Here is a 14,969-nt window from a genome sequence, read left to right as displayed (position 1 = left end):
GGATGGCGGCGGAGCCGCTCAGCGGTACATCAGCGAGCCCGGGGTGGTCAGCAGCTCGCCGGTCTCCAGCCAGGTCTTCAGACCGGAGAGGATCATCGGCCAGCCGCCGTAGAGCTCGTCGTTGGCGCCCTCGCGCAGCTGGTCGTGGGTCACCACCAGTCGGCAGGAGTCGCCGACCGGCTCGATCTCCCAGGTCACCCGGGAGGTGCCCTCGCGTTTCACGTCCTCGCTCCACAGCGCCACCATGCTCTGGACCAGGCGGCGCGGCGGATCGGACTCCAGGATCTCGCCCTCGCCCAGCAGCCCCCCGGCGGCACCGGGCGCGGCCATCTCGTAGTGCGAGCCCGGGGTCCAGTCCGAGGTGATCCGGGCGCCGAAGTTGTACTTGCTCCTGATCTCGCTGTCCGTGATGGCCTCCCACAGCCGCTCCGGGGTGGTGCGGATGTAGATCTCGTAGATCTTCTGCACGGGACTCTCCAATCGGCTCTTCAGGTCGCTGAGCGCGGCGACCACCGGTAGCGCGTACTTGCTCACCCACCGGTCGTGGATGAGCCGTATCGGCACCGGGTTCAGGAAGTGGAGCTTCTCTCGGCCCTGACGCCTGGTCACCACCAGTCCGGCCTCCTCCAGCAGCTTCAGGTGCTTCATCACGGCGAAGCGGGTCATCTCGAACCGGGCTTCGAGCGCGGTGAGCGTCTGGCCGTCCTCCTGGAAGAGCGCGTCGAGCAGACTCCGGCGCGTGGGATCGGCGAGCGCCTTGAATATCGCGTCCACACTCCGACGATAGGTGACCTTCTGGTCACATGTCAACCGGGGGTCCGGGCCGGTGCGTGTGAGCTGCGCACTCCCCGGGATCGGTAGGATCGACCCATGTCTGCTACCCCGGTCCGTGTACGCTTCGCCCCCTCCCCGACTGGCATGTTCCACGTCGGCGGAGCCCGCTCCGCCCTCTACAACTGGGCCGTGGCGCGACAGTCCGGCGGCACCTTCGTGCTGCGCATCGAGGACACCGACGCCGCCCGCAACAAGCCGGAGTGGATCGACGGCATCATCAGCGCGCTCTCGGCGATCGGCATCAACGAGTCCGACCCGGCCTTCGAGGGCCCGTACTTCCAGTCGCACAACGCCGACCGGCACCGCGAGGCCGGGCTGCGACTACTGGCCGCCGGGCACGCCTACTACTGCGACTGCACCCGCGAGCAACTGGCCGAGCGCACCGGCAACGCCCAGCTCGGCTACGACGGCTTCTGCCGCGACCGGGGCCTGACCTACGAGCCGGGCCGGGCGCTGCGCTTCCGCACCCCGGACGAGGGCGCCACGGTCGTGGTGGACCTGATCCGCGGCGAGCCCTCGTTCCCCAACTCCGCCATCGAGGACTTCGTCATCGCCCGCGGCGACGGCTCGCCGGTCTTCCTGATCGCCAACGTCGTGGACGACCTCGACGAGGGCGTCACCATGGTCATCCGGGGCGAGGAGCACCTGTCCAACACGCCCAAGCAGCAGCTGCTGTGGCAGGCGCTCGGCGCCGAGCCGCCGACCTGGGCGCACCTGCCGGTGATCGTCAACGAGAAGCGGCAGAAGCTCTCCAAGCGCCGCGACAAGGTCGCCCTGGAGGACTACCTGGCCGAGGGCTACCTGCCCGAGGCCATGGTCAACTACCTGATGCTGCTGGGCTGGGCGCCGCGTGACGACCGCGAGATCCGCCCCTACGCGGAGCTGGAGCAGCTGTTCCGGATCGAGGACGTCAACGGCTCCTCGGCGTTCTTCGACGTGAAGAAGCTGTCCTCGTTCAACGGCGAGTACATCCGCGCGCTGGCCCCGGCCGACTTCGTCGCCGCCTGCGCGCCGTGGCTCACCGCGCCGCGCGCCCCCTGGGCCCCGGAGGCCTTCGACCAGGCCGCGTTCGAGGGGGTCGCGCCGCTGGCGCAGACCCGGATCACCGTGCTCTCGGAGATCACCGACTACGTCGACTTCCTCTTCCTGGACCAGCCGGTGCGCGACGACGCCGCCTGGGCCAAGGCGATGAAGGGCCCGGCCGCCGACATCCTGCGGGACGCGCTCGCCGGGCTCGCCGACGTGCCCTGGCACGCCGACGACCTCAAGGCGCTGCTGGAGGCGGTCAGCGAGAAGAACGGCCTCAAGCTGGGCAAGGCCCAGGCCCCGATCCGGGTCGGTGCCACCGGCCGGACCGTCGGCCTGCCGCTGTTCGAGTCGCTGGAGGCACTGGGCCGCGACCGGGTGCTGGCCCGACTCGGCGCCGCCCTGGACCGGCTCACCGCGGAGCAGTGACCGCCCGCCGACCCGCCTGGCGCTGACCCGCCTGGTGCCGTGGACCGCCCCTGTGCTTCCATGGCACCAGGCAGCGGTGACGGCGGCTCAGGGGGGCTCGTGCAGATCGTGGTGCACCGTGCGCGGTGGCAGCAGCTGGCCGCGCGCGGCTGGACGGACCTCAGCGCCTGGCTGACCCGCAGGCCCGTCGCCGGGCCCGGGCAGACCGCCATCGGCCACTCGGCCGAGCTGCGGATGATCGTCTTCCTGCTGGTCGGCTCGGAGGTCCTGGTCGAGGGCCTGTTGGACGTCTCGGTGCTGCCCCCGGCCTGGCGCCCGTTCCACCTGCTGTGGATCGCGCTGATGATCGACGCCTCGCTCCTGTTCGCCGCGTCGACCAGGCGCAACCCGCACCTGCTGACCGCGGACACGCTGCGGCTGAGCGCGGGCCTGTTCGACCAGCTCACCATCCCGCTGCGGGACGTCGCCGGGGTGCGCCGCGAGCGGGTCACCGCCAAGGGGCGCGGCATCCGGGTACTGCCGGGCCACGAGCAGTCGCTGCTGTGCACCGTCGCCGGGACGGCCGAACTGGTGGTCGAGCTGCGGGCGGCGGTGCCGCTGCGGCTGGCCGACGGCTCGGTGACCGAGGTCCGCCGGTTCCATCTGGCCGTCGACGACCCGGTCGCCGCCCACCGCGAGCTGCTGCGCGCCGTCGCCTCCGGCTGACCTCGGACCGCTCGGTCTCAGCCGGAGGCCGAGGGCCGGGCCCGCTCCGCCGCCGCCCGCAGCGCGTCCAGCACCGGGCGCAGCAGCGGGTGCTCCTCCGCGCCCCGGCGTACCGCCGCGAAGACCCGGCGGGTCGCCGGGACGCCCGCCACCGGCAGCACCACCACATCCGGCAGGTCCACCCCGCGCAGCGCCGACCGCGGCACCATGGCCACCCCGGCCCCGGCCCCGGCCAGTGCCGCCACCGCCCGGAAGTCGTCCGAGGAGTGCGCCATCACCGGCTGGAACCCGGCGAGTTCGCAGGCCAGCACCACCACGTCGTGGCAGGGGTTGCCGGGGTAGGGGCCGATCCACGGCTCGTCCGCGAGATCCGCCACGCTCACCCGGGCGCTGCCCGCCAGCCGGTGCCCGCGCGGCAGCACCGCGTCGAACGGCTCCGCGTACAGCGGCACCCGGGCCAGCCGCTGGTCGTCCTCGCGCGGCGCGCCCCGGTACTCCACGGCCACCGCCAGGTCCGCGTGCCCGTCCAGCACCATCATCAGGCTCTCGTCGCCCTCGGCGTCCCGCACCCGCATCCGGATCCCCGGCGCGGTCCCGGCCAGGCTCGCCATGGCCGGTGCGACCACGGCGGCGATCCCGGTGGCGAAGGACACCACGGTCACCTCCCCGGCCGCCCCCGCGCCGTACGCCGCCAGCTCCGCCTCGGCCCGCTCCAGCTGGGCCAGCACCGCGTGGCTGTGACGCACCAGGATCTCGCCCGCCGCGGTCAGCCGCACCCCCCGGCCGTCGCGCACCAGCAGCCGGTGGCCGACCTCCTGCTCCAGCGCCGCCAGCTGCTGCGACACCGCCGACGGCGTCAGGTACAGCGCGGCCGCCGCGGCGGTCACCGTCCGGTGGTCCGCCACGGCCCGCAGGGTGCGCAGTCTCCGGGCATCGATCACCCGGTCATCCTGCCAGGGCGGCCCTGGCGGCGACGAACGCGGCCACGGCGCGCCGCACGTCCTCGGTCGAGTGGCTGGCCGACAGCTGCACCCGGATCCGGGCCCGGCCGTGCGGCACCACCGGGTACGAGAAGCCCACCGCGTAGACGCCGTGCTCCAGCAGCTGCTCGGCGATCCGCCCGGCCAGCTCGGCGTCGCCGATCATCACCGGGGCGATCGGGTGGTCGCCGGGCAGGATCTCGAATCCCTCCTCGGCCATCCGACCGCGGAACAGCGCGGTGTTCGCCGCCAGCTGCTCGCGCAGCGCCGCGCCCCGGCCGGTGGTCTCGTCCTCCAGCAGGTCCAGCACCTTCATCGAGGCGGCGGCGATCACCGGGGCCAGCGAGTTGGAGAACAGGTACGGGCGGGAGCGCTGGCGCAGCAGCGCCACGATCTCCGCGCGCGCCGCCACATAGCCGCCGGAGGCGCCGCCCAGCGCCTTGCCCAGGGTGCCGGTGATGATGTCCACCCGGTCGGTGACCCCGTGCAGCTCCGGCGTGCCGCGCCCGCGCGGGCCGACGAAGCCCACCGCGTGCGAGTCGTCCACCATCACCATCGCGCCGTAGCGCTCGGCCAGGTCGCAGATCTCGTCCAGCGGGGCGACGTAGCCGTCCATCGAGAAGACGCCGTCGGTGACGATCAGCCGCCGCCGGGCGTCCGCGCTGTCCTTGAGCTGCTGCTCCAGGTCGGCCATGTCGCGGTTGGCGTAGCGCAGCCGCCGCGCCTTGGACAGCCGGATGCCGTCGATGATGCTGGCGTGGTTGAGCGCGTCCGAGATCACCGCGTCGCGCTCGTCCAGCAGGGTCTCGAAGACGCCGCCGTTGGCGTCGAAGCAGGAGCTGTAGAGGATGGTGTCCTCCATCCCGAGGAAGGCCGACAGCCGCGCCTCCAGCTCCTTGTGGACCTCCTGGGTGCCGCAGATGAAGCGGACCGAGGCCATGCCGTAGCCCCAGCGGTCCAGCGCCTGCTTGGCGGCGGTGACCACCTCCGGGTCGTCGGCCAGACCCAGGTAGTTGTTCGCGCAGAAGTTCAGCACCTCACCCGGGCGTCCGCCCGCGGTGACGTTGACCGACGCGCTCTGCGGGGTGTCGATCACCCGTTCGGGCTTGTGCAGCCCCGCCGAGCGGATCTCGTCGAGAGTGGTGCGCAGGTCCTCGCGGACGGAGTCGAGCATCGGGAGGGCTCTCCTTGCGGTTTCCGGATGGGTGGATCGATGGTGTGTTCAGGCGGTCCAGTCGAGGATGACCTTGCCGCAGCGCCCGCCGGCCGCGTCGTCGAAGGCCGCGTCGAAGTCCTGGTACGAGTAGCGCCCGGTGATCACCGGGCTGAGGTCCAGGCCGCCCTCCAGCAGCACCGACATCGCGTACCAGGTCTCGAACATCTCCCGGCCGTAGATGCCCTTGAGGGTCAGCATCGAGGTCACGATCTTCGCGAAGTCGACCGGGAACTCCTCGGACGGCAGGCCCAGCATCGCGATCCGGCCGCCGTGGGTCATGTTCGCGATCATGTCGCGCAGCGCCTCCGGGCGGCCCGACATCTCCAGACCGACGTCGAAGCCCTCGCGCAGCCCCAACTGCCGCTGGCCGTCGGCGATGGTGGCGGTGCGCACGTCCAGCGCCAGGCTCACGCCGACCCGCTCGGCGAGCTCCAGCCGGTACGGGCTGACGTCGGTGATCATCACCTGCCGCGCCCCGGCGTGCTTGGCCACCGCCGCCGCCATCACCCCGATCGGACCGGCGCCGGTGATCAGCACGTCCTCACCCACCAGCGGGAAGGACAACGCGGTGTGCACGGCGTTGCCGAAGGGGTCGAAGATCGCGGCCACGTCCAGGTCGACCGGCACCCGGTGCACCCAGACGTTGGACGCCGGCAGGGTCACGTACTCGGCGAACGCGCCGTTGCGGCCGATGCCCAGACCGATCGTGCTGCGGCACAGGTGGCGCCGCCCGGCCAGGCAGTTGCGGCACTTGCCGCAGACCAGGTGGCCCTCACCGCTGACCAGGTCGCCCGGCGCGATGTCGGCGACGCCCGGGGCCACCTCGACCACCTCGCCGACGAACTCGTGGCCGAGCACCAGCGGCGTGCGCACGGCCTGCCGCGCCCAGCCGTCGTAGGCGCGGATGTGCAGATCGGTGCCGCAGATGCCGGTGCGCAGCACCTTGATCAGCACCTCGCCCGGACCGACCTCCGGCTCCGGCACGTCCATCAGCCACAGGCCGGGCTCCGCCTTCGCCTTCACAAGTGCCTTCACGGGGTTCTCCTGAGCAGGACTGTCGCACCACCGTGGGCACGGTGGGCAGGTTTCACCCTGCCGGTCCCGCCTGCCCCTGGTCCATCGAGGCTTTCTTAAGTGCGGCACCAGCGGAGCTACAAGATCTCCGATGAGTCTGCCCGCCGGGCGCCCGTTTCGCCCGCTCGCCGCCGGTCGTCCGCGCGGACGGAGCAACCACCGGATGCGGAAGCAAAACCCGACGTCGAGGCTGGAACCGGGACGGCGGTGATCACCGTCCCCCCGAGTACTGGCGCTGAGTCAGTCCGCCGAGGCGGGCGCGCTTTCCGGCCCGCCCCGGCGGTACCGAGTTCCACCGTTCCCAGAAAGGGACCACCGTTCATGAAGCTCACCCGTACGACCGCCATCGGCGCCGTCGCCGTGGCGGCGCTGGCCGCCACCGCCGCGATCACCGTGCCCGCGACGGCCAGCGCCGCCGGCCGTCCGGCCGTCGCCGCGGTCTCGACCACCCACGCCGCCCCGGCGCCGATCCGCAGCGGCGACCCGGCCTCGGCGGTGGACCGCGTCGCCGACTTCTACGGCGCCTACATCGACGCCAACTACGGCACCGGTATGGGCAGCCTGGGCAACGACCTGCGGGCCCACTACCTGACCAAGGGCCTGCAGAAGCAGCTCGCCGCCTGGGAGGCGAAGAACCACGCCAACGGCGTACTGGAGGCGCAGAGCGTGCCCAACGGCTGGGCGGTCACCCAGGCCAACGCCGGAGCCGGGCACGTCTGGTCCACCGTCGTGCTCACCTGGGGCACCGGCAAGCACGTCACCCACACCACGCTCACCGTCCAGAGCGACCTGGCCACCGGCCTGATCTCCGGTATCAAGTAGCCCGGACGGCGAGCAGCACCAGCATTGGGCAGCACCAGCAGGAGCAACACCGGCAGCATGTGGGCCAGGGTGTCCGGGACCGCCGGAATCGGTCCCGGACACCCGCTCATTGTGCCCCGTCGGCTCAGGCGTCCCGCCGCCAGTCCTCGGCCAGCAGACCGAACACCGCCTCGTTGATGAACGCGCCGTCGACCCACGCCGCCCGGCGCAGCGTCCCCTCCCGGACGAAGCCGATCCGCTCGGCCGCGCGGATCATCGCGTGGTTGTCGGCCAGCGTCTCCAGTTGCAGGCGCTGGAGCCCGCGCACCGCGAAGCCGTAGCGGCAGAGCACCCGGACCACGTCGGTGCTCAGCCCCAGTCCGCGGAACGCCGGGCGCAGTCCCAGGCCGAGGTGCGCCGAGCGGTTGTGGGTGTCGATGCCCCACAGGATCGCGTCGCCCGCCAGCTCGTTCCGGTCCAGGGTCACCACCGAGAAGCAGGCGGCCCGGTCGTCCGGGTCGGCCACGGCGAACGGCGAGGCCGCCGAGGTGGGCGGGATCGGACGCCAGGGGCGGGTGTCCGCTCGGGAACGGGTGAGCACGTCGTCGTAGAGCTCGGCGTGCAGGACGGCGACGTCCGACTCGTGCCGGGCCCGGAGCCCGACCTGGTGACCTTGCAGCATGGGACGTTCCTAGCGGACGCCGCCCTGGTTGATCAACCCCGCGCCGGGCCGCTCCACCCTGGGGCGGAGAAACCGGTCCAACCGACTCTCCATCCGGCGGCCGATCCGGGGCCGGGCGGTGGTCGGGACCATGGTGTCCATGAGTACAACGGACTATCTCGTCAACGCGGTTCTGGTCCTCCTGGTGATCCGGCAGATCCGGGGCTCCAAGCTGGACCTGGTCAACCTGGTGCTGCCGCTGGTGATCGTGGCGGCGGTGGGCTTCCAGTTCCTGCGGTCCATCCCCACGGCCGGGAACGACCTGGTGCTGATCGCGGTGCTGACCGGGGTGGGGGTGCTGCTCGGCTCCGGCGCGGCGGCCACCACCCGGCTGCGGCTCGGCACGGACGGCGTCCCGTTCGCCAAGGCGGGGGCGGTCGCGGCGGTGCTCTGGGTGGTCGGCATCGGCTTCCGGATGGCCTTCGCGTACTTCTCCGGCCACGGCGCGGGGCCTGACATCGACCGCTTCAGCGCCCAGCACGCGATCACCTCGGGCCAGGCCTGGGTGGCCGGGCTGGTGCTGATGGCGCTGGGCGAGGTGGTCGCCCGGATGCTGGTGCTGCGGATCCGGGGCCACCGGCTGGCGGTCGCGGCCAGGTAGCACGGGTGAGCCCCGGGGCGGACGGCCGCTCGTACTGGCCTTCGAGGCCGGACACGAAGCGGTCATTCGCCGTCGGGGCTGGTGACGTGGCCCGGCGCGGGCCGTTGACCAGCCCGTGAAGACGCCCTGCCCCGACCGTCGAGCCGTGACCCCGCAGCAGCTGGGTTCCGGCGGGGCCGCTCGCCGACGGTACGGGTTGCTGACCCTCGGTCAGCTGCTTCTTTCACTCTTCCGTGTGATTGCGATGATCTGCCCCTGGCTGGGACACTCGCCCCATGGATGCCTCCCTGCTGGGGGGCCTGCCCCACTGTGGCGGCGTTGGCGAGGGAGCATCCGCGTGTTCGTGGGTCACTCCGTGCGCCATCGGCTCCGCGGTCCAGGCTCCCGAACCCCGACCCACCTCCGGCCGCAGGCCCGAGGACAACGCGTTGTCGGCCTGGTCGCCAGGCCGGGCTGTGCCCGAGCGTGCCAGGCGTGCGGGCACTGCCGCCAGTCCGGGCTGGGGCGCTACGCCCATCGGCTGCCCGGGCCGCGCCCCGCCCCGGGTCACCCGACCGCGGCCTCGGGCGAGCCCAGCCACCGCCCGGCCCCGCCGCCACCCCGCCGCCCCGGCCTCGGCCGGGCCCGCCGCCCGGGGCGCTGACCCCGCGCGGGTCGGTGACCCGCGACCAGCACGATGTGGCCCAGCTCCGCCGGGCCTTCAGCTGAACTCAACTTCCTTGCGGGGCAAGCTGGTTAGGATCGACAACAGGGGAACAGGGCACAGGAGGGGCGGAACAGCATGATGGTGCCGAGGGATGTCGGGTGGGAGACCACGGACTGGGAACAGATAGGAGTGGACACCGGCAGGCCCAGCATCGCCCGGGTCTACGATGCCATTCTCGGTGGCAAGGACAACTTCGCCGTCGACCGCGCGGTGGCGGCCAAGCGGCTGGAGCTGATACCCGACGGCGGCCAGGGCGCGCGGCTCAGCCGGGCCTTTCTGGCCCGGGGCGTCCGGCACCTGGCGCGGCTGGGTGTCACCCAGTTCCTTGATATCGGTTCGGGCCTGCCCAGCGCGCAGAACACCCACCAGGTGGCGCAGTCGGTCGAGCCCGAGGCCCGGGTGGTCTACGTCGACCATGACCCCATGGTGCTGGCCCACGCCCGGGCGCTGCTCGCCGACGACCAGCAACGCACCCGAGCCGTCCTCGGGGACCTGCGCCAGCCGGACGCGATCCTGGACGACCCGGTGGTCAGGGACTTCCTGGACTGGAGCCGCCCGGTCGGGTTGCTGCTGCTCGGCATCGTGCACCACCTCGCCGACGCCGAGGACCCGAGCGGATGCGTGCGCGCCCTGGTCGACCGGCTGCCGCCGGGGAGCTACCTGCTGCTGAGTCACTTCAGCGACGCCAGCGCCGAGGCCCGCGCCCTGGAGCAGGCGCTACAGCAGATGCTCGGCAGCGGGCGGATGCGCAGCGAGCTGGAGATCCGCGCCTTCTTCGACGGCACCCGGCTCCAGCAGCCCGGGGTGGTGCCGGTGGTCGCCTGGCAGCCGGACGACGGACCGGCCGAGCCGCCGACGCCCAGCACGCTGCTGGTCTTCGGCGGCCTGGGCCGGATCGGTCAGCCGCTGACGTAGTCCGCGAGGTGCTCGCCGGTGAGGGTGGAGCGGGCGGCCACCAGGTCGGCCGGGGTGCCCTCGAAGACGACCCGGCCGCCGTCGTGGCCCGCGCCGGGACCGAGGTCGATGATCCAGTCGGCGTGTGCCATCACCGCCTGGTGGTGCTCGATGACGACCACGGACTTGCCCGAGTCGACCAGCCGGTCCAGCAGCCCCAGCAGTTGCTCGACGTCGGCCAGGTGCAGGCCGGTGGTCGGCTCGTCGAGCACGTACAGGCCGCCCTGCTCGGCCATGTGGGTGGCCAGCTTGAGCCGCTGCCGCTCGCCGCCGGACAGGGTGGTCAGCGGCTGGCCGAGGCTGAGGTAGCCGAGCCCGACGTCGGCCAGCCGGACGAGGATCCGGTGCGCGGCCGGGGTGCGGGCCTCACCGGAGCCGAAGAACTCCTGCGCCTCGGTCACCGACATCGCCAGCACCTCGCTGATGTCGCGACCGCCGAGGTGGTGGTCCAGTACCGAGGCCTCGAACCGCTTCCCCTCGCACTCCTCGCAGACGCTGGCGACGCCCGCCATCATCGCCAGGTCGGTGTAGATGACCCCGGCGCCGTTGCAGTTGGGGCAGGCGCCCTCGGAGTTGGCGCTGAACAGCGCCGGTTTCACGCCGTTGGCCTTGGCGAAGGCCTTGCGGATCGGGTCGAGCAGCCCGGTGTACGTCGCCGGGTTGCTCCGGCGCGAACCGCGGATCGCGCCCTGGTCGATCGACACCACGCCCTCGCCCGCCGCCGGGCCGCCCGCCGCCGGGCCGTCCGCCAGCGGGTCGTTCACCAGCGATCCGTGGATCAGCGAGCTCTTGCCGGACCCGGCCACACCGGTGACCACGACCAGCACCCCGAGCGGGATGTCCACGTCCACGTCGCGCAGGTTGTTGGCCGACGCGCCCCGGATCTCCCGGACGCCGGTGCGCTTGCGCACCGTCCGCTTGAGGTCGGCCCGGTCGTCCAGGTGGCGGCCGGTGAGCGTGCCGGCCGCCCGAAGCCCCTCGACGGTGCCCTCGAAGCAGACCGAGCCGCCCGCCGCTCCGGCGCCGGGACCGAGGTCGACCACATGGTCGGCGATGGCGATGGTCTCCGGCTTGTGCTCCACCACGAGCACCGTGTTGCCCTTGTCCCGCAGCCGCAGCAGCAGGCTGTTCATCCGCTGGATGTCATGCGGGTGCAGGCCGGTGGTCGGCTCGTCGAAGACGTAGGTGACGTCGGTGAGCGAGGAGCCGAGATGCCGGATCATCTTGACCCGCTGCGCCTCGCCGCCGGACAGCGTGCCCGAGGCCCGGTCGAGCGAGAGGTAGCCGAGGCCGATCTCCACGAACGAGTCCAGGGTCTGCCGGAGCGTCGCCAGCAGCGGCGCCACGGACGGCTGGTCCAGCCCGCGGACCCAGTCGGCCAGGTCGCTGATCTGCATCGCGCCCGCGTCGGCGATGTTGATCCCGCCGATCCGCGAGGACCGGGGCGCCTCGCTGAGCCGGGTGCCGTCGCAGTCCGGGCAGGTGGTGAAGGTGACCGCCCGTTCCACGAACGCCCGGATGTGCGGCTGCAACGCCTTGGGGTCCTTGGCCAGGAACGACTTCTGGATCTTGGGGATCAGCCCCTCGTAGGTGACGTTGACGCCGTTGACCTTCACCTTGATCGGCTCGTGGTGCAGGAAGTCGCGCAGCTCCTTCTTGGTGTAGTCGCGGATCGGCTTGTTCGGGTCGAGGATGCCGGACTCGGTGTAGGGCTTGACCGTCCAGAAGCTGTCCACGGAGTATCCGGGGACGGTGATCGCCCCCTCGGCCAGCGACTTGGAGTCGTCGAAGAGCTGGCCGAGGTCGATGTCGGAGACCGTGCCCCGGCCCTCGCAGCGCGGGCACATGCCGCCGGTGCGGGAGAAGGTCGTGGTCACGGTCTTGCCGGCGCCGCGTTCGACGGTGATCGCACCGCTGGCGCGGACCGAGGCGACGTTGAAGGAGAACGCGTTCGGCGAGCCGATGTGCGGCTGACCGAGCCGGCTGAAGAGGATCCGCAGCATCGCGTTGGCGTCGGTGGCGGTGCCGACCGTGGAGCGCGCGTCGGGGTTCATCCGCTGCTGGTCGACGATGATCGCCGTGGTCAGCCCGTCGAGCACGTCCACCTCGGGCCGGGACAGCGTCGGCATGAAGCCCTGGACGAAGGCGCTGTAGGTCTCGTTGATCAGCCGCTGCGACTCGGCGGCGATGGTGCCGAACACCAGCGAGCTCTTGCCCGAGCCGGAGACGCCGGTGAACACTGTCAGCCGCCGCTTCGGGATCTCGATGCTGACGTCCTTGAGGTTGTTCACCCGCGCGCCGTGCACCCGGATCAGGTCGTGACTGTCACCGGCGTGCGGGGTGGGCGTCCGTGAGTCCGTCCTGGTGGCCATGCTCATCGTGTCTCCGTAGCTGGGCGGGCTGCTGGTCCGTGGTCGGCCGTGGCGGCCGCGTCGGCCCCGGTGACCAGGGCCGGGACCGACGCGTGCGGGAGCGGGGACCGCTCAGCTGTCCTGGAGCAGTCCGAGGACGTTGCCGTCGGGGTCGGTGACGGTGGCCACCCGGCGGCCGGGGCCGACCTCGTGCGCGGGCTCCTTCACCACGGCGCCCGCGGCGGTCACCTCGGCCAGCTTCGCCTCGATGTCCGGCACCTGCCAGTAGGTCACCGGCGAGGTCATGCCGCCGCCGGGTACCAGCCCGATGTGCTGGCCCGCCGCGTCGAAGCCGACGTAGTAGGACGAGTCGGCCGACGGCTCGACGCCGAGCAGCGCCGCGTACACCGCCTTGGACTTCTCCAGGTCGGTGACGGGATGCAGGACGGTCTTGATCCCCTGGGTGGGAGAGCCGCTCATGGTTCACTCCTGAGGTTGCTGGTAGGGCTTGGGAACGAACGGGCAGCACCCGCGCGGGCGGGAGAGCCGGGTGCGTGGTGCTGTCCCTGGGAACCACGCTAGGCGCGGCCCCGGGGGCCGCGCTTCTCGATTCCTGCTCGGTCTGCCTCGTTCGGCCTCGTTCGGCCGCGTACCGCCTCAGCGGGCGATGTCCTCCTCGGTGCGGGCCAGCGCCGCCAGGTCGGCGCGGCGGGGCAGCCCCTCGCAGTCGCCGGGCACGGTGACCGCGAAGGCCCCGGCCGCGATCGCGGTGTGCAGGCGGCCCGCCGCCGGGCTGCCGCACAGCGCCTCGGCGAGGTACCCGGCCACGAACGCGTCGCCCGCGCCGACCGGGTCGACCACGGACACGCTCAGCGCGGGCACCCGGAGCGGGACGCCGTCGATGACAGCGGTGCAGCCGCGCGCGCCGTCCTTGATCACGGCCTGCGCCGGACCCAGCGCGGCCAGCGCCAGGGCCAGCTCCGCCGCAGTCCCCAGCGTGGCGGGGTCCGTCGTGCTGGGGTCCGTCGTGCTGGGGTCCGTCGTGCTGGGGTCCGGGCCCGCGCCGAGGACCAGCTGGGCCTCCTCCACCCCGGCGAAGACGATGTCCGCCTGGGCCACCAGGTCGCGCAGCACCGGACCGGCCACCACCCGGCTCCAGAGCTTGGAGCGGTAGTTGACGTCCACCGAGACCGCGACCCCGGCGGCCCGCGCCAGCTCCACCGCGTGGAACACCGCCGCTCTGGCCGAGTCCGACAGCGCCGGGGTGATCCCGGTGACGTGCAGGATCGCCGCGTCCTGGAGCAGCTCCGGCCGGACGTCGGCCGGGGACAGCCGTGATCCGGCGCTCCCGGCCCGGTGGTAGTCCACCTGGAGCGTGCTGCCGAACCGCCGGTGCTTGACCATCATCCCGGTGAAGCCGTCGTCCCGGATCGCCACGGTGCGCACCTCCTCCGCCCGCAGCCGCCGCTCGACCAGGTCGCCGGTGGCGTCGGAGCCGATCCGGCCGAACCAGGTCACCGCCGAGCCGAGCCGGGAGACCCCGATCGCCACATTGCTCTCGGCCCCGCCGATGCCGTAGCTGAAGGCCCGGGCGAACTCCAGCGGACCCGTGTCCACCGCGGAGACCAGGCCCATGGTCTCGCCGAAGGTGACCAGCCCGGAGCGGCCGGACCGGTGCGCGCTGTCCGTGGTCACGAGGCCACCGCCTGGGCCCGGGCCGCCGCCACGGTGCGCACGGCCAGCGCCGACAGGCGGCTGACCTCGTCCCAGCGCCGGTCGCGGACCAGCTCCCGCGGCACCATCCAGCTGCCGCCGACCGCGAGCACGGCCGGGGTGCGCAGGTAGCCCTCGGCGTTGTCCGGGCCTATGCCGCCGGTCGGCACGAACCGCATGTCGTGGAACGGGGCCGCCAGTGCCCGCAGCCCGGCCAGGCCGCCGGAGGTCTCGGCCGGGAAGAACTTCACCGTCCGCAGCCCGGCCCGGCGGGCCCGCAGCACCTCGGTCGCGGTGGCCGTGCCGGGGAGCACCGGCAGGTCCAGCCGCTGGCAGCGCTCGACCACGGCGTCGTCGTAGCCCGGCGAGACCACGAACCGCGCGCCCTCGGCGGCGCAGCGCTCGGCCTGCTCGGGTTCGAGCACCGTGCCGACGCCCAGCAGCAGCTCGGTGCGGCTCGCCATGGCCCGCACCGCGCGCTCGGCGGCGGGCGTGCGCAGGGTCAGCTCGGCGCAGTTCAGGCCGCCCGCGAGCAGCGCGTCGGCCAGCGGACCCGCGCTGTCCGCGTCGTCCAGGACCACGACCGGTACCACCCCGATCGCGCCGAGTCGCTCCAGCACGCCGGGCGGCTGCTCGCCCGATCGCGATATGCCCTGGTCAACGTCCATTACGGTGTCCCCTCATCCACTCCGAGGTCCCGGGTCGGCGCCGGGGGCCCTGCGGATTCCAAGCGAGTCGCAGCACGACCCTGGCAGATGCCTGGGCCGAACGGATGAGCGGGGTCCGGTTGGTGGTGCGATCGGTGTCCGCATCGTGGACGATGGTCGCTGGGAGTGATCAGGCGGGGCCGGACCGGTT

Annotated in this window: 15 protein-coding genes; 5 read left to right on the top strand and 10 right to left on the bottom strand. The window is 72.6% G+C overall.

Annotation, left to right across the window (positions count from 1 at the left end; all coding sequences use genetic code 11):
• Positions 1-18 precede the first annotated feature (18 nt).
• Positions 19-774: a metalloregulator ArsR/SmtB family transcription factor gene (locus GXP74_RS24805; protein WP_182453455.1), complete on the bottom strand. Its 756-nt coding sequence runs from the start codon at positions 772-774 to the stop codon at positions 19-21.
• A gap of 144 nt (positions 775-918) precedes the next feature.
• On the opposite strand from GXP74_RS24805, the gene gltX reads away from it, so the two are divergent.
• Together gltX and GXP74_RS24795 are read left to right on the top strand one after the other, a co-directional pair.
• Positions 919-2,289: a glutamate--tRNA ligase gene (gene gltX / locus GXP74_RS24800; protein WP_255528262.1), complete on the top strand. Its 1,371-nt coding sequence runs from the start codon at positions 919-921 to the stop codon at positions 2,287-2,289.
• Between the two features lie 60 nt (positions 2,290-2,349).
• A complete protein-coding gene (locus GXP74_RS24795) occupies positions 2,350-2,994 on the top strand; it encodes a hypothetical protein (RefSeq protein WP_182453453.1) in 645 nt (214 codons plus the stop codon).
• Between the two features lie 17 nt (positions 2,995-3,011).
• Here GXP74_RS24795 and GXP74_RS24790 read toward each other — a convergent pair whose 3' ends face one another.
• From GXP74_RS24790 to tdh, 3 genes are read right to left on the bottom strand one after another with little or no spacing between them, the layout of a single operon-like run.
• The gene (locus tag GXP74_RS24790; RefSeq protein WP_182453452.1) at positions 3,012-3,935 is read right to left on the bottom strand and encodes a LysR family transcriptional regulator; all 924 of its coding nucleotides are present in this window, start codon (positions 3,933-3,935) and stop codon (positions 3,012-3,014) included.
• 4 nt (positions 3,936-3,939) lie between these two features.
• Positions 3,940-5,148 (bottom strand): glycine C-acetyltransferase, encoded by a 1,209-nt coding sequence (locus GXP74_RS24785; RefSeq protein ID WP_182453451.1) that lies wholly within the window; start codon positions 5,146-5,148, stop codon positions 3,940-3,942.
• A gap of 48 nt (positions 5,149-5,196) precedes the next feature.
• Positions 5,197-6,225 carry an L-threonine 3-dehydrogenase gene (gene tdh, locus GXP74_RS24780; RefSeq protein ID WP_182453450.1) on the bottom strand — a complete coding sequence of 343 codons (1,029 nt, stop codon included), beginning with the start codon at positions 6,223-6,225 and terminating at the stop codon, positions 5,197-5,199.
• A 360-nt stretch (positions 6,226-6,585) separates the two neighbouring features.
• Here tdh and GXP74_RS24775 point away from each other — a divergent pair, with 360 nt between their 5' ends.
• On the top strand, positions 6,586-7,086 hold the full coding sequence (locus GXP74_RS24775) for a hypothetical protein (RefSeq protein WP_225448155.1): 501 nt from the start codon (positions 6,586-6,588) through the stop codon (positions 7,084-7,086).
• A gap of 124 nt (positions 7,087-7,210) precedes the next feature.
• On the opposite strand, the gene GXP74_RS24770 is transcribed toward GXP74_RS24775, so the two are convergent.
• Together GXP74_RS24770 and GXP74_RS41650 are read right to left on the bottom strand one after the other, a co-directional pair.
• Positions 7,211-7,747, bottom strand: coding sequence for a GNAT family N-acetyltransferase (locus GXP74_RS24770; protein WP_182453449.1), 537 nt, complete (start codon positions 7,745-7,747; stop codon positions 7,211-7,213).
• A gap of 9 nt (positions 7,748-7,756) precedes the next feature.
• Positions 7,757-7,888, bottom strand: a complete 132-nt coding sequence (locus GXP74_RS41650) for a hypothetical protein (RefSeq protein ID WP_255528153.1) — start codon at positions 7,886-7,888, stop codon at positions 7,757-7,759.
• On the opposite strand from GXP74_RS41650, the gene GXP74_RS24765 reads away from it, so the two are divergent.
• On the top strand, positions 7,887-8,387 hold the full coding sequence (locus tag GXP74_RS24765) for a hypothetical protein (protein ID WP_182453448.1): 501 nt from the start codon (positions 7,887-7,889) through the stop codon (positions 8,385-8,387). The genes GXP74_RS41650 and GXP74_RS24765 overlap by 2 nt on opposite strands.
• Before the next feature lie 781 nt (positions 8,388-9,168).
• Positions 9,169-10,008 carry an SAM-dependent methyltransferase gene (locus GXP74_RS24760; protein ID WP_182453447.1) on the top strand — a complete coding sequence of 280 codons (840 nt, stop codon included), beginning with the start codon at positions 9,169-9,171 and terminating at the stop codon, positions 10,006-10,008.
• Here GXP74_RS24760 and GXP74_RS24755 read toward each other — a convergent pair.
• The 4 genes from GXP74_RS24755 to GXP74_RS24740 all read right to left on the bottom strand — a co-directional run bounded on the left by GXP74_RS24755 (position 9,993) and on the right by GXP74_RS24740 (position 14,779).
• Positions 9,993-12,425 (bottom strand): excinuclease ABC subunit UvrA, encoded by a 2,433-nt coding sequence (locus tag GXP74_RS24755; RefSeq protein WP_182453446.1) that lies wholly within the window; start codon positions 12,423-12,425, stop codon positions 9,993-9,995. The genes GXP74_RS24760 and GXP74_RS24755 overlap by 16 nt on opposite strands.
• Positions 12,426-12,530: 105 nt before the next feature.
• Entirely contained in the window at positions 12,531-12,878 is a 348-nt protein-coding gene (locus GXP74_RS24750) for a VOC family protein (RefSeq protein ID WP_182453445.1), read from the bottom strand.
• A 177-nt stretch (positions 12,879-13,055) separates the two neighbouring features.
• On the bottom strand, positions 13,056-14,093 hold the full coding sequence (locus GXP74_RS24745; protein ID WP_225448154.1) for a sugar kinase: 1,038 nt from the start codon (positions 14,091-14,093) through the stop codon (positions 13,056-13,058).
• Positions 14,090-14,779, bottom strand: coding sequence for a bifunctional 4-hydroxy-2-oxoglutarate aldolase/2-dehydro-3-deoxy-phosphogluconate aldolase (locus tag GXP74_RS24740; protein WP_182453444.1), 690 nt, complete (start codon positions 14,777-14,779; stop codon positions 14,090-14,092). The genes GXP74_RS24745 and GXP74_RS24740 overlap by 4 nt, the downstream gene beginning before the upstream one ends.
• Positions 14,780-14,969: the final 190 nt, after the last annotated feature.

Origin of the sequence: Streptacidiphilus sp. P02-A3a, assembly GCF_014084105.1 — a bacterium.
Taxonomy (GTDB): Bacteria; Actinomycetota; Actinomycetes; order Streptomycetales; family Streptomycetaceae; genus Streptacidiphilus.
This window is presented reverse-complemented; position numbering and strand designations above follow the sequence as displayed.